Genomic DNA, 13,374 nt, shown 5'->3' with positions numbered 1-13,374 from the left:
CAACAGCCGGCAGGTAGCAAAGGGAGAAGCACCATGACCGAAGCATTCCAGCTGGATCTGCACACCTACCTCGCGCGCCTGGGTTATTCCTCGGCGCCCCCTCCGACCCTCGACACCCTGCGCGAGCTGCAGGCGCGGCATACCGCCGAATTCCCCTTCGAAACCCTGGCGAGCATGCTGCGCGTGCCGGTGCAGGTCGAGCCCGCCGCGATCCAGGACAAGCTGTTGCGTCAGCGCCGCGGCGGTTACTGCTTCGAGCTCAATCGCCTGTTCCTGCTGCTGTTGCAGGCGCTGGGTTTCGACGCGCGCGGCCTGACCGGGCGCGTAGTGATGGGCGGGCCGGAAGATGCCCAGCCAGCCCGCACCCATATGCTGGTGCTGGTGACCCTGGACGGCGTGCGCTATATCGCCGACGTCGGCTTCGGCGGCATGGTGCCGACCGGCCCCTTGCTGCTCGACAGCGAGGCGCAGCAGGCCACGCCGCACGAGCCCTATCGGCTGAGTCTGGTGGACGGCACTTATACCCTGCGCGCCCTGGTGGCCGGCAGCTGGCGGGCGATGTACCTGTTCGACCTGCAGCAGGTCGCGGATATCGATTACGTGGTCGGCAACTGGTACGTGTGCACCCATCCGGATTCGCCCTTTCTCGGCCAGATGATCGCCGCCCGCACCGGGCCGGGCCTGCGCAAGACGCTGAACAATGGCAGCTTCGCCATCCATCGCCTGGGGCAGGACAGCCAGCGGGTGCAGCTGCAGAGCGTCGATGCGGTGCTGGAGGTATTGCGCGATGAGTTCGGCATTCGGGTGCCGGAGCATCCCGAACTACGCGGGATTGTCGAGCGGTTGATTGCGGGGGCGTAAGGGAGGGCCTGCCGGTATCCCCGGCCGCTAGCCCCCTGTGGGAGGGGCTTTAGCCGCGACCTGAGGTGCCTGATCTGTAGGAGCGGCTTCAGCCGCGAAAATCTAAGGAAATCAGCCACAACACTGATATCACCGACAGAATGCGATCAGTTCCCCTCTCCCGCTTGCGGGAGAGGGGGGGTAGGGGAGAGGGGCTTTTTGCTTTTTTGTACTCCGACGCCGCAAATTCGCTGTCTGAAATTACGGTTTCGCCCTTACGGCGACTCACTTTTTTCAAACGCCAAAAAAGTAAGCAAAAACGCTGTGCCCCGCCATCCGGGTCTCGCTGCGCTCGACTCCCCTCACTCCATCGTTGCTCCAGGGGCCGGCGTACAAGGGCCGTCCCTGGCCCTTTACGCCTCTCGCCGCATCCATGCGGCTCGCGCCCTTCCACAACGATTCCGTTCGGCCTCCTGAAGGGGCGTTTGGCGGCGGCTGATCGTTCTGTGCAGGATTACCAGAATCCAAGCAGCAGGGCGGGTCTAACCCGCGGCTTTTCCGCTGTTGAGTCCACAAATCTGGTAGGCGACGCGATCCTTGATCCCGTCAGGAGGCCGAGTGGAGGTGCTGTGGAGAGGGGCGTTTGGCATGGATGCCAAACGAGGAACGATGGCCGGGGCCGCCTAGGTAGGGATGGCCCACCGTGACGACCCTCGGAGCAGCGCCGGAGCGAGGGAAGTTTCGCGGAGCGAAACCCGGATGCCGGGCGCGCTTTCTCTTTGGTTACTTTCTCTTTCGCGCGAGCAAAGAGAAAGTGACTCGCCGTAAGGGCGAAAAGCGCCGTGTCGGAATGGCGCATATCTTGTGAGGCGCCTTGGTGGACAAGCTTCGCGTTGTCCACCCTACGGATACCTAAAATTACTTACTCATGAGTAAAAGCTTATCGTCGTTTTCAGCTGATCTGCAAAATCGTAAATTTCGTCCAGTGAGCCAATCGGGTGGCGCGTCTCGTTCTTTTCTTGATCAAAAATGCCGATGTATTTTTGCAATCGATTGAAGTGAAGGCGACAGATAGGTTTTCGGTTGTTATCGTCCAGCAGAATGCCAAAGTAGCTTTGAGTATCACGCTGGACAATCCGCTTTGAGTCTACAACCGAGCGGACGATTGCCTTGACTATGTGATAACCCTCAAGTTCTTCTAGTGTGGTTATCACCTTGTCTTCCGCTGACTCGCCTTGCTGCTCTGTTGGTACCTCATTAGGTGCTGTTACGGTAGAGGCATAACTGGGTTGAATTGCTCCACTCATCGCAGACTTCAATCGATCATTTACTTGGTCGCTCAAGAATTGAGCAACTGCTTTGCGGGTCAGTTCCGTGAATTGTTCGCGTACTTTCTGGGTAATCATTCCGTCGTAAACGCGCGATGCGAAAAATTTAACAAAGTCGTCCTCCGGTTTGCTGAATTGCGCGGCAATTTCCTTTTTTATTTGGCTGACATACTTGAGTTCGCCAGCGGAGTTGATAATGGACTCTACGTCGAAGGCGGATTTGGTGAGTTTTATAAGCTCTGGTACTGCATGTTCATCTATGTCAAGTAGGTCCAGTTCAAGGAAGGGTTTTTCGTCCATCTTGTTAGGCGCGTCAAGATCGGTGAAAAATTTGTACACTTGACCGTTGGTAAGAATCGAAATACGTGCATTGGTAACATGAAAGTAGCGGAATAGTTGAGAAGCATGGTTGATGTTCAATGGCTCGCCAATTTTCTTGCATTCAACCAAGATTTGAACTTCGCCGTCTTTCAATATTGCGTAGTCAATTTTTTCGCCTTTCTTCGTGCCTACATCGCAGACGAACTCTGGGGTCACTTCTGTTGGGTCAAATACGTCATATCCCAGCACGGTGTTTATGAACGGCATTACGAAGGCGTTTTTTGTGGCCTCTTCTGTTTTGATGGCTGCGCCTTGTTGGCGAATCTTAGCTGCGAGGCTATTCAGTTTCTCAAAGAATTCCATATCTTGTACCTTCTTGTGTTAAACCCTTGCGCTGGGCGAAACGATGCCTACCAACATTAGCTGCAAAGCTATTTCCCCGCCTTCCGATTCCGCACATACAGCGCCTCACCGCCCGTCGCGCTGCTGCCGCGCACCTGCAGCTCAAACCGCTTCGGATGTCCCTTGATCAAATCGCTGAGCTTCTTGAAACCATATAGCCGGGCATCGAATGCCGGGCGCAGTTTGCTGATGTTCGAGCCGAGGGCGCCGAGTTGGATCCAGCCGTCCTCGTCGTCGCTGTCGTCGATGACCTTGGCGATAAAGTCCACCGGCACCTTCTGGACCTTCGGCTTGGCGGACGCCTTGGCCGGTTCGGCGGCTGTGGTCTGGCCAGCGACGGCTTTGCTCTTGTCACCGTTGCTGGGCGCTTCTTCCGCTGCCTCGGCGGCGTCGGCGCGAAGGATTTCCGTATAGATGAACTTGTCGCAGGCCGAGACGAAGGGCGAGGGCGTTTTCTCCTCGCCGAAGCCGTAGACGGTCAGCCCTTCCTCGCGCAGGCGCGCGGCCAGCCGGGTGAAGTCGCTGTCGCTGGAGACCAGGCAGAAGCCATCGAAGCGCCGGGTATAGAGCAGGTCCATGGCATCGATGATCAGCGAGCTGTCGGTGGCGTTCTTGCCCTTGGTGTAGGCGAACTGCTGGATCGGCTGGATGGAGTGGTCGAGCAGCACCTTTTTCCAGCCGCCCAGGTTGGGCAGGGTCCAGTCGCCGTAGATGCGCTTGACGCTGGCGACGCCGTATTTGGCGATTTCCTCGAACAGGCCTTCGACTATGGCGGCGGGGGCGTTGTCGGCGTCGATCAGCACGGCGAGGTGCTTCTGTTGGCGGGAGGCGGGGGCTTTGGCGGCCATGCTGCATCCTTGCGAGAGGGGATGCCTGACCTTACTGCGAATGCTGGCGCGATGCCAGGGCGTCGATGTCAGTGGTATTCACGCGGGGCGGGGCGCTCGCCCCGTCCCGGGTCGAGCGCAAATTCCCCGTTGCGGAACGGGCGTTACTGCTCGCCCTTCAGTGCGCCGCTAAGGCCGAACATCAGCACCAGGAGGTTGGCGTCCGGTTTGGCTTGCGCTTGCGCCGGTTTGCGCGGCGGGGCGCTGGGGCAGGTTTCGGTGGCGCTGCAGTCGCGGGCTTCCAGCACGCGCGGGGCGGGTTCCTGCCAGGCAGCGGCGGCAATGGCCGTGACGCTGAGGGCGAGGCCGAGGAATAAACCTCGTGCTGTTTCTAATTTCATTTTGATAACCCCTTGAAAGCGCTGCCAAACGCTGTTCGATAAACCTAGATCACCCACCGTTCGCTCGTGGTCTTGCGCGACGAACGGTCACTGCTTATGGCTGGCACCACTTGGGGGCTGTGCTGGGACAAGAGCCGGCCCGGTTGGTTCCATCTGTGTGCGGGTAACGCCCAGGCGTCACCTTTGGTGCCTTTGGGAGCACCCTGTAGCGGCCGGCCTTGGCGGTGGGTAAGCGGGGCCAGAGTGGCGCAGCCGATCCGGCTGCCCGGCGCAAAGCTGCGGGGCAGAGCCACGTCCTGGTGAGGGTGGTGCGAAAAGATCGCCCGTAGGCGGCAAACAGATGCCGGCGCTGGGCCGGCATGTATGTTTTTTAAGCAAGAGGCGTACCGTGAATGCCTGGCAGCTTTTTCGATCTCGGTTAGCCCAGGCCATTGGCGCCGCCGGCAAACACCCGGCGATAGCCTTGCAGCAGCTGCTGCCAGTCTGCGTCCGACCAGGGGCTGTGGCGCCGCAGCTGACGCAGGTCGTGGCGTGCGGCGCGCACCCGGCTGAGGCGCCGGCGGCTCTTTTCCAGGTCGAGCAGGGCCACCTGCGGGGCGTCGCCGTCCAGGCGTACGAAGATGTGCTTGGCGTACAGGCAGCCGTGCTGCCAGCGGCCCAGGTGCATGCGCGCCAGGGTGGCGCCGATTTGCTGCAGCAGCTGCGCGTGTCGCGCTTCGCCGCAGGCCTGGCGGCCGCCGCCGGCGTACCAGCTCTCGATATCCGCGAAACCGTCCAGCGCCGCGGTGACCAGCAGGCCGCGCCAGCCCTGTTGTGGGTCGCGTTCGACGCCGCAGTAGATCAGCTGCGGCACGGCCACGCCGAGGGCGTCGAGGGCGCGCAGCGCCTTGCGCTCGCGCAGGACGGTGGGCCGGCCCCCAGGGTGCAGCAGGCTGCGGTAGAGGTGGCCGACCTGGCGCTTGGCGTACCAGACCGCGTCCTGCCGTTGCAGGCGTTGCACGCCGCTTTCGCCGCCGCGGCGCTGGTTGGGCTCTTCCACCCATTCGCCGCGCAGTTGCCACCAGTGTTGAAAGGGATGTTGCTGGGTGTCGCCAGAGGTGCCGAGGGTCATGGTCGTTATTCTTCTGCTTGTCTGTCCGGGCCGCCCGCGCCCTCGGGGGCAGCCATTCGGGTGCGCCGGCGCAGCCGGCACGGGGACAAACTAAGCAAAGCCCGCGTTCAAGTCCATAGAAAGCTATGCAGCGGTCGGGCGTTGGGCGCGGTGCGAATTGCACGGCGGGCCGCGTTCGGAGAGGGGAACGCTGTAGTTTCGCGGGCTCCCACAAATGGCAGAGGCGGGCAGGAGGCGCACGACCTTAAGTGAACGGCATTAGGCGGACGGAGCGGGGGGCGGTGCGCACGGCGCACCCTACAGGGCCGTGGGCATCGGGGGAGCGAGCATAAAAAACCCCGCGACGGGCGCGGGGTTCTTGTTACAGCGAGGGAGCCGGGCTGGCTTACATCATGCCGCCCATGCCACCCATACCGCCCATGCCGCCCATATCCGGCATGGCCGGGGCCTTGTCGTCAGCCGCGTCGGCCACCATGGCCTCGGTGGTGATCATCAGGCCGCCGATGGAGGCAGCTGCCTGCAGCGCCGAACGGGTGACCTTGGCCGGGTCGAGGATGCCCATCTCGATCATGTCGCCGTAGGTGTCGGTGGCGGCGTTGAAGCCGAAGTTGCCCGAACCCTGCTTGACCTTGTCGACCACCACGCTCGGCTCGCCGCCGGCGTTGGCGACGATCTGGCGCAGCGGCGCTTCGACGGCGCGACGCAGCAGGGCGATGCCGACGTTCTGGTCTTCGTTCTCGCCCTTCAGGCCTTCGATGGCCTGCAGCGCGCGCACCAGGGCTACGCCGCCGCCAGGCACCACGCCTTCTTCCACGGCAGCGCGGGTGGCGTGCAGGGCGTCTTCGACGCGGGCTTTCTTCTCTTTCATCTCGACTTCGGTGGCAGCGCCGACCTTGATCACGGCAACACCGCCGGCCAGCTTGGCCAGACGCTCTTGCAGCTTCTCTTTGTCGTAGTCGGAGGTGGTGTCTTCGACCTGCTTGCGGATCTGCGCCACGCGGGCTTCGATGTCGGCTTGAGCGCCGGCGCCGTCGATGATGGTGGTGTTGTCCTTGTTCAGCACGACGCGCTTGGCGTTACCCAGATGCTCCAGGGTGGCGCTTTCCAGGGACAGGCCGACTTCTTCGCTGATCACGGTGCCGCCGGTGAGGATGGCGATGTCCTGCAGCATGGCCTTGCGGCGGTCGCCGAAGCCCGGAGCCTTGACGGCAGCGACCTTGACGATGCCGCGCATGTTGTTGACCACCAGGGTGGCCAGGGCTTCGCCTTCGACGTCTTCGGCGACGATCAGCAGCGGACGACCGGCCTTGGCGACGGCTTCCAGTACCGGCAGCAGTTCGCGGATGTTGCTGATCTTCTTGTCCACCAGCAGCAGCAGCGGGCCTTCCAGCTCGGCAACCATGGTGTCCGGCTTGTTGATGAAGTAGGGCGACAGGTAGCCACGGTCGAACTGCATGCCTTCGACGACGGACAGTTCGTTTTCCAGGCCCGAGCCTTCTTCGACGGTGATCACGCCTTCTTTACCGACCTTCTCCATGGCCTCGGCGATGATGTCGCCGATGGAGTTGTCGGAGTTGGCGGAGATGGTGCCGACCTGGGCGATGGCCTTGGTGTCGGTGCACGGCTTGGCCAGGTCCTTGAGCTGGGCGACGATGGCGCTGGTGGCCTTGTCGATGCCGCGCTTCAGGTCCATCGGGTTCATGCCGGCGGCGACCGACTTCAGGCCTTCGTTGACGATGGCCTGGGCCAGCACGGTGGCGGTGGTGGTGCCGTCGCCGGCGGCGTCGTTGGCCTTGGACGCGACGTCCTTGACCAACTGGGCGCCCATGTTCTCGAAGGCGTCTTTCAGTTCGATTTCCTTGGCAACCGATACACCGTCTTTGGTGATGGTCGGCGCGCCGAAGGACTTGGCCAGCACCACGTTACGGCCTTTCGGGCCGAGGGTGGCTTTTACCGCGTCGGCCAGGACGTTGACGCCGACGAGCATTTTCTTGCGGGCGGAATCGCCGAATTTGACTTCTTTAGCAGCCATGTTGATCAATCCTCAGAATTCTTGACGGTTAAACGGAGACTGGTGCGAATCAGGCTTCGATGACGGCGAGGATTTCGTTCTCGCCCATCACCAGCAGGTCTTCGCCGTCGACCTTGACGGTGTTGCTGCCGCTGTAAGGGCCGAACACCACCTTGTCACCGACCTTGACGGCCAGCGGACGGACTTCGCCGTTGTCCAGCACGCGACCGGTGCCGACGGCGACGATTTCGCCCTGGTTCGGCTTCTCGGCAGCGGAACCCGGCAGCACGATGCCGCCAGCGGTTTTGGTCTCTTCTTCGCTGCGACGGATCACGACGCGGTCATGCAGAGGACGAAGCTTCATTGTCGATCTCTCCTAACAATTGATGGCCAACTTGCCGACTCTTGTGTGGCCGGCGGGTTTGTAAAATCCGGCGGGGCCGGGTGCGGTGCGCGGTGCGCACCGCGAAAGTCTGACTGCCGCGGAGGGCAGGCACCTTGCGGTGACTGCTACATGTGGGCGGGCGAGGGTATTTCAAGGGCCGGGGTGCAAATTTTTTGCAGCGGGGGGATTCACTCGGGGTGGGGCAGGGAGGCGGGCGCCTCCCCGGCGCGCCGGCTCAATCGCGGCGCTCGTACTCGCCTTCCAGCACATTCGGTCGGGCCGCACCCGGGCGGCTCTGCCCGGAGCGCGCGGCCATATCGTCGAAGAAGGCGCGCTGGCGCAGGGCCTGTTCCTCGGCGCGGCGGCGCAGCTTGCCGACCAGCAGGCGGCGGGTGAAGGGGATCAGGCAGAGCACGCCGAAGATGTCGCTGATAAAGCCCGGCAGCAGCAGCAGGCCGCCGCCCACGGCGATCAGCAGGCCTTCGAGCATTTCCTGCTCGGGCAGCTCGCCGCGCGCCAGTTTCTCGCGGGCGCGCCAGGCGGTGGCGACGCCGGCCACGCGCAGCAATAGGCTGCCGAGCACGGCGGTGCCGATCACCAGCAGCAGCGTCGGCAGCACGCCGATGGCGCTGCCGACCTGGATCAGCAGGGCCAGCTCGATGATCGGGAACAGCAGGAAGAGAAACAGAAACGCACGCATGGGTCGAAGTGTCCTTGGCGGAAGTCGGGCTTCCCGTAGGTTCTTAATATGGGGCGCGGCGCTTAATTCAAGCTGAAACCGCACCACTGGTCGGCCAGTGCTCGGCGCGCGCCAGCTGCACCAGGGCTTGGCGTACCGCACCCGGATTGCCGCACGGGGCGGGGAAGGGCAGCCAATGCAGGCTCTGGCCGATGCGCAGGTGGAAACCCTCGCTGTCGATGCCGGCCAGCTGCGCCGGCTCCTGCCGTGGCAGCCCGGCCAGCGCGACGTAGTGGGCGATGGCGTCGGCGTGGTCGGCGTTCATGTGTTCGACCATGCTCGCTTCGCTGCCGTCGGTCGCGAAGGGATTGGCCAGGGCGACCTCATCGAGCCAGTGAATGGCGCCGAAACCGCCGATAAAGCGCCAGCGCACCGGCTCCAGTCGCCAGAAATCGAAGTCATGCGCCCGATGGTAGTCGCGCGACTGGGGGAAAAAGCGGTAATAACGCTGGGCGGCCGCCTCGATTTCGCCTTCGTCACGCAATTGTCGTGCTTCGGCGAGCAGAGTGAGACGGCCGACCGCCTGCACATCCTCTGCGCCGCGCTCGCCGACCAGCAGCGAGCACTTGGCGTCCTGCCCGAGGTTATGGGTGTGCTGGGCGATGCGACTGATCAGGATCAGCGGCCGGCCCTCGGCGTCCAGGCAGTAGGGCACCACCGATCCGAAAGGGAAACCCGGCATGGCCTTGGAGTGGGTGCTGAGCACGCCACGGTATTCCTTGAGCAGCAATTCTCGTGCATGCTTGCCGGCTTTCACGCTCACCTTATGACTCCTCGCAAAGAATCCGTCAGAAACGGACAGGCGCCCTAGCATAGCGGTTCGCAGGCGTCAGCGGGGCTGGTTAATGCTGCACCTTGAGGGGATAACGCGATGCAACTGAAAGACAAAGTCATCATCATCACCGGCGGTTGCCAGGGCCTGGGCCGCGCCATGGGCGAGTACCTGGCGGCCAAGGGCGCCAAGCTGGCACTGGTCGACCTGAACCAGGAAAAACTCGACGAAGCCGTGGCTGCCTGCAAGGCCGCCGGCGGCGATGCCCGTGCCTACCTGTGCAATGTGGCCAATGAAGAGCAGGTGACCCATATGGTCGCCCAGGTGGCCGAGGACTTCGGTGCCATCAATGGCCTGGTCAACAACGCCGGCATCCTCCGCGATGGCCTGACCATCCGCGTCAAGGACGGCGAGATGACCAAGATGAGCCTGGCCCAGTGGCAGTCGGTGATCGACGTCAACCTGACCGGCGTGTTCCTCTGCACCCGCGAGGTGGCGGCGAAGATGATCGAGCTGAACAACCAGGGCGCGATCGTCAACATCTCCTCCATCTCCCGCGCCGGCAACATGGGCCAGGCCAACTACTCCGCGGCCAAGGCCGGCGTCGCCGCCGACACCGTGGTCTGGGCCAAGGAACTGGCGCGCTACGGCATCCGTGTCGCTGGCGTGGCCCCGGGCTTTATCGAGACCGAGATGACCGGCAGCATGAAGCCGGAAGCGCTGGAGAAGATGACCGCCGGCATTCCGCTGCGACGCATGGGCAAGCCGGCCGAGATCGCCCACTCGGTGGCCTATATCCTGGAGAACGACTACTACACCGGTCGCATCCTCGAGCTCGACGGCGGCCTGCGTCTGTAATCGCCTGCCGCGCAAAGGAAAACGCCCCGACTGGTTCGGGGCGTTTTCGTTTTGGGTAGGGTGCGCCGTGCGCACCAGCCGTCAATGGGTACGAGCGACGGCGAAACGGCTCAGCTCGATCAACGCATCGCGGTATTCGCCGGCCGGCAGCGCGTCCAGGCAGGCGATGGCGCGCTCGGCGTAGTCGCGCGCCAGTTGCGCGGTGTAGTCCAGGGCGCCGGCGGCTTCCACGGCGGCGCGAATGCTTTCCAGGTCCTCGATGCCGCCCTTCTGGATGGCGCGGCGCACCAGTGCGGCCTGCTCCTCGTTGCCTTCGCGCATGGTGTAGATCAGCGGCAGGGTCGGCTTGCCCTCGGCCAGGTCGTCGCCGACGTTCTTGCCCAACTCGGCGGCGTCGCCCCGGTAGTCGAGCAGATCGTCGACCAGCTGGAAGGCCACGCCGAGGTGGTCGCCGAAGGTGCGCAGGGCTTCGCTCTGCGCCTCGGGCACGCCGGCCAGGGCGGCGGCGCTGTGCGTCGAGGCCTCGAACAGCATGGCGGTCTTGCCGCGGATGACCTCCATATAGGTCTCTTCCGTGGTGCTGGCGTCGCGCACCTTGGACAGCTGCAGCACCTCGCCCTCGGCGATCACCCGGGTGGCCTTGGAGAGGATGCGCATGACCGGCATGGAGCCCAGCTCGACCATCATTTCGAACGAGCGCGAATAGAGGAAGTCGCCCACCAGCACGCTCGGCGCGTTGCCCCACTGGGCATTGGCGGTGCTGCGGCCGCGGCGCATGTCGGACATGTCGACCACGTCGTCGTGCAGCAGGGTGGCGGTGTGCAGGAACTCGATGGTGGCGGCCAGCAGGCGCAGGTCGTCGGCCCGATAGCCCAGCGCCTTGCCGCTGAGCAGCACCAGCAGCGGGCGCAGGCGTTTGCCGCCGGCGGAGATGATATAGTCGCCGATCTTCTCCACCAGCGGTACGCGCGAGACCAGTTGTTGACGGATGATGCCGTCGACGGCGGTGAAATCGTCCGCCACCACGCGGTAGAAAGCCTGGGGTTGCATCGGCGAAAGGTGCTCCTTTGAGGTTGCGCGGCATGCTAGGTGGCGGGGTAGGGGCTGTCAAGGCAAGCGCCGGCGGGCCTTGCGTGGCGTCACGGGCTTGCGTACAATCGCGCACCCTGAACTTCCCCCTGGGCATTTCCCTGCCTTACGCAATTGCAAGGGCGTCACTTCCGGCCCCGAGCAGCCATGCCAGCCAATAACGATTTCTCCAAAGCGCTGGGTGAGCAGGATCAACGGAGATTTACCATGTACGCAGTAATTGTTACCGGCGGTAAGCAATACAAAGTCGCCGAAGGCGAATTCCTCAAGATCGAGAAGCTCGAAGTCGCTACCGGCGAAGCCGTGACTTTCGATCGCGTTCTGCTGATCGGCAATGGCGACGACGTGAAAATCGGCGCTCCGGTCGTAGACGGCGCCAAAGTGGTTGCCGAAGTCGTTGCGCAAGGCCGTCACGACAAGGTGCGCATCATCAAGTTCCGCCGTCGTAAGCACCACATGAAGCGTCAGGGCCACCGTCAGTGGTTCACTGAGATCAAAATCACCGGTATCCAGGCCTGATTCGTCGGCCCCGATCCCTTTATAGGAGTATTGACTCATGGCACACAAAAAAGCTGGCGGTTCTACCCGTAACGGCCGCGATTCCGAAAGTAAACGCCTTGGCGTGAAGATGTACGGCGGCCAGGTCATCAAGGCCGGCAACATCATCGTGCGTCAGCGCGGCACCCAGTTCCACCCCGGTTTCGGCGTGGGCATCGGCAAGGACCACACCCTCTTCGCTAAAGTCGAAGGCGTGGTCAAGTTCGAAGTGAAGGGCGCTTTTGGCCGTCGCTACGTGAGCGTCGTCCAGGCCTAATCGCCTACGCGCTGGAAAAGCCCTGTCCGTAGGACGGGGCTTTTTTGTTTGTGTATCTTTGGTGCGCTTGCCCGATCCGCTAGCTCTGGATGATCCGGCAAGCGTTCCCTCCAGCCCGCAGGTGACGCGGGAGGCATATCCATGAAATTCGTCGACGAAGTTTCGATTTTTGTAAAAGCCGGTGATGGCGGTAACGGCATGATGGCCTTCCGCCGCGAGAAGTTCATCGAGAAGGGCGGCCCCAACGGCGGCGACGGTGGCGATGGCGGCTCGGTATTCCTCGTCGCCGACGAGAACCTCAACACCCTGATCGACTACCGCTACACGCGCAAATTCAACGCGCAGAACGGCGAGAAGGGCGGCAGCACCGACTGCACCGGGGCCAAGGGCGAGGACCTGCTCCTGCCGGTGCCGGTCGGCACCACGGTGATCGACGCCGGCACTCAGGAAGTGATCGGCGACCTGATCAAGCCCGGCCAGCGCCTGATGGTCGCCCAGGGCGGCTGGCACGGCCTGGGCAACACCCGCTTCAAGTCCAGCACCAACCGCGCGCCGCGGCAGACCACGCCGGGCAAGCCGGGCGAGTCGCGCGACCTCAAGCTGGAGCTGAAAGTGCTGGCCGACGTCGGCCTGCTCGGTCTGCCCAATGCCGGCAAGAGCACCTTTATCCGCGCCGTTTCCGCGGCCAAGCCGAAGGTCGCCGACTACCCCTTCACCACCCTGGTGCCGAACCTGGGCGTGGTTAGCGTCGACCGCTTCAAGAGCTTCGTCGTCGCCGACATCCCGGGCCTGATTGAGGGCGCCTCGGAAGGCGCCGGTCTGGGCATCCGCTTCCTCAAGCACCTGGCGCGTACCCGCCTGCTGCTGCACCTGGTGGACATGGCGCCGCTGGACGAGAGCGATCCGGCCGAAGCGGCGCGGGTGATCATCGACGAGCTGGGCCGCTTCAGCCCGGCGCTGGCCGAGCGCGACCGCTGGCTGGTGCTGAACAAGATGGACCAGATTCCGGAGGACGAGCGCGAGGCGCGCAAGGCCGACATCGTCGCCCGTCTGGGCTGGCAGGGTCCGGTCTATGTGGTTTCGGCCATCAGCCGCGACGGCACCGAGCGCATCTGCCGCGACATCATGCATTACCTGGAAGTGCGCGGTGAGCGCATCGCCGAAGACCCGCAGTTCGCCGAAGAGCTGGCCGAGCTGGATCAGCGCATCGAAGACGAGGCGCGCGCCCGCCTGCAGGCGCTGGACGACCAGCGTGCGCTGCGCAAGGCCGGGGTACGCAGCGTCGACGATATCGACGAAGACGACTTCGACGACGAAGATGACGACGACGGCCCGGAAATCATTTACGTCCGGGATTAAGCAAGTTTTCAACGCCGCTTAATTGCGGCGTTTTTGTAAGAGCCGTCATTCCCGCGCAGGCGGGAATCCAGAAGCACCGCAGCACCTGGGCTCCCGCCTTCGCGGGAGTGACGCTCG

Annotated in this window: 14 protein-coding genes; 5 read left to right on the top strand and 9 right to left on the bottom strand. The window is 63.3% G+C overall.

The features are described from left to right. The first annotated feature begins 33 nt into the window (after positions 1-33). Positions 34-861, top strand: coding sequence for an arylamine N-acetyltransferase (locus ACIGKL_RS09325; protein WP_397486380.1), 828 nt, complete (start codon positions 34-36; stop codon positions 859-861). A 905-nt stretch (positions 862-1,766) separates the two neighbouring features. On the opposite strand, the gene ACIGKL_RS09320 is transcribed toward ACIGKL_RS09325, so the two are convergent. The 8 genes from ACIGKL_RS09320 to ACIGKL_RS09285 form a co-directional block, all read right to left on the bottom strand. Next, positions 1,767-2,852: a type I restriction endonuclease gene (locus ACIGKL_RS09320; RefSeq protein WP_397486379.1), complete on the bottom strand. Its 1,086-nt coding sequence runs from the start codon at positions 2,850-2,852 to the stop codon at positions 1,767-1,769. 68 nt (positions 2,853-2,920) lie between these two features. Next, positions 2,921-3,739: an NYN domain-containing protein gene (locus tag ACIGKL_RS09315; RefSeq protein ID WP_397486378.1), complete on the bottom strand. Its 819-nt coding sequence runs from the start codon at positions 3,737-3,739 to the stop codon at positions 2,921-2,923. 143 nt (positions 3,740-3,882) lie between these two features. Beyond that, entirely contained in the window at positions 3,883-4,119 is a 237-nt protein-coding gene (locus ACIGKL_RS09310; protein WP_397486854.1) for a hypothetical protein, read from the bottom strand. Positions 4,120-4,537: 418 nt separating this feature from the next. Next, positions 4,538-5,230, bottom strand: coding sequence for a lipopolysaccharide kinase InaA family protein (locus ACIGKL_RS09305; protein WP_397486377.1), 693 nt, complete (start codon positions 5,228-5,230; stop codon positions 4,538-4,540). A 385-nt stretch (positions 5,231-5,615) separates the two neighbouring features. Further along, positions 5,616-7,262 carry a chaperonin GroEL gene (gene groL / locus ACIGKL_RS09300; RefSeq protein WP_397486376.1) on the bottom strand — a complete coding sequence of 549 codons (1,647 nt, stop codon included), beginning with the start codon at positions 7,260-7,262 and terminating at the stop codon, positions 5,616-5,618. Positions 7,263-7,311: 49 nt separating this feature from the next. Next, a complete protein-coding gene (locus ACIGKL_RS09295) occupies positions 7,312-7,605 on the bottom strand; it encodes a co-chaperone GroES (RefSeq protein WP_021445335.1) in 294 nt (97 codons plus the stop codon). A gap of 256 nt (positions 7,606-7,861) precedes the next feature. Beyond that, positions 7,862-8,326: an FxsA family protein gene (locus ACIGKL_RS09290; protein ID WP_397486375.1), complete on the bottom strand. Its 465-nt coding sequence runs from the start codon at positions 8,324-8,326 to the stop codon at positions 7,862-7,864. A gap of 67 nt (positions 8,327-8,393) precedes the next feature. Beyond that, entirely contained in the window at positions 8,394-9,128 is a 735-nt protein-coding gene (locus ACIGKL_RS09285; RefSeq protein ID WP_397486374.1) for a HugZ family protein, read from the bottom strand. A 108-nt stretch (positions 9,129-9,236) separates the two neighbouring features. Between ACIGKL_RS09285 and ACIGKL_RS09280 the strand changes: the two genes are divergently transcribed. Beyond that, positions 9,237-9,995, top strand: coding sequence for an SDR family oxidoreductase (locus tag ACIGKL_RS09280; RefSeq protein WP_397486373.1), 759 nt, complete (start codon positions 9,237-9,239; stop codon positions 9,993-9,995). Positions 9,996-10,076: 81 nt separating this feature from the next. Here ACIGKL_RS09280 and ACIGKL_RS09275 read toward each other — a convergent pair whose 3' ends face one another. Further along, positions 10,077-11,045: a polyprenyl synthetase family protein gene (locus ACIGKL_RS09275; protein ID WP_397486372.1), complete on the bottom strand. Its 969-nt coding sequence runs from the start codon at positions 11,043-11,045 to the stop codon at positions 10,077-10,079. A gap of 246 nt (positions 11,046-11,291) precedes the next feature. Between ACIGKL_RS09275 and rplU the strand changes: the two genes are divergently transcribed. The 3 genes from rplU (at position 11,292) to cgtA (ending at position 13,257) form a co-directional block, all read left to right on the top strand. Further along, positions 11,292-11,603 carry a 50S ribosomal protein L21 gene (gene rplU / locus ACIGKL_RS09270; RefSeq protein ID WP_397486853.1) on the top strand — a complete coding sequence of 104 codons (312 nt, stop codon included), beginning with the start codon at positions 11,292-11,294 and terminating at the stop codon, positions 11,601-11,603. 37 nt (positions 11,604-11,640) lie between these two features. Beyond that, the gene (rpmA, locus tag ACIGKL_RS09265; RefSeq protein WP_031303584.1) at positions 11,641-11,898 is read left to right on the top strand and encodes a 50S ribosomal protein L27; all 258 of its coding nucleotides are present in this window, start codon (positions 11,641-11,643) and stop codon (positions 11,896-11,898) included. A gap of 141 nt (positions 11,899-12,039) precedes the next feature. Beyond that, positions 12,040-13,257, top strand: a complete 1,218-nt coding sequence (gene cgtA / locus ACIGKL_RS09260) for an Obg family GTPase CgtA (RefSeq protein WP_397486371.1) — start codon at positions 12,040-12,042, stop codon at positions 13,255-13,257. Positions 13,258-13,374 lie beyond the last annotated feature (117 nt).

The sequence above is a fragment of the Pseudomonas sp. NPDC077186 genome (assembly GCF_044543505.1).
In the GTDB taxonomy this organism is placed as follows: Bacteria; Pseudomonadota; Gammaproteobacteria; order Pseudomonadales; family Pseudomonadaceae; genus Aquipseudomonas.
The sequence above is the reverse complement of the archived record's forward strand: the minus strand, read 5'-3'. Positions and strand labels throughout refer to the sequence as shown.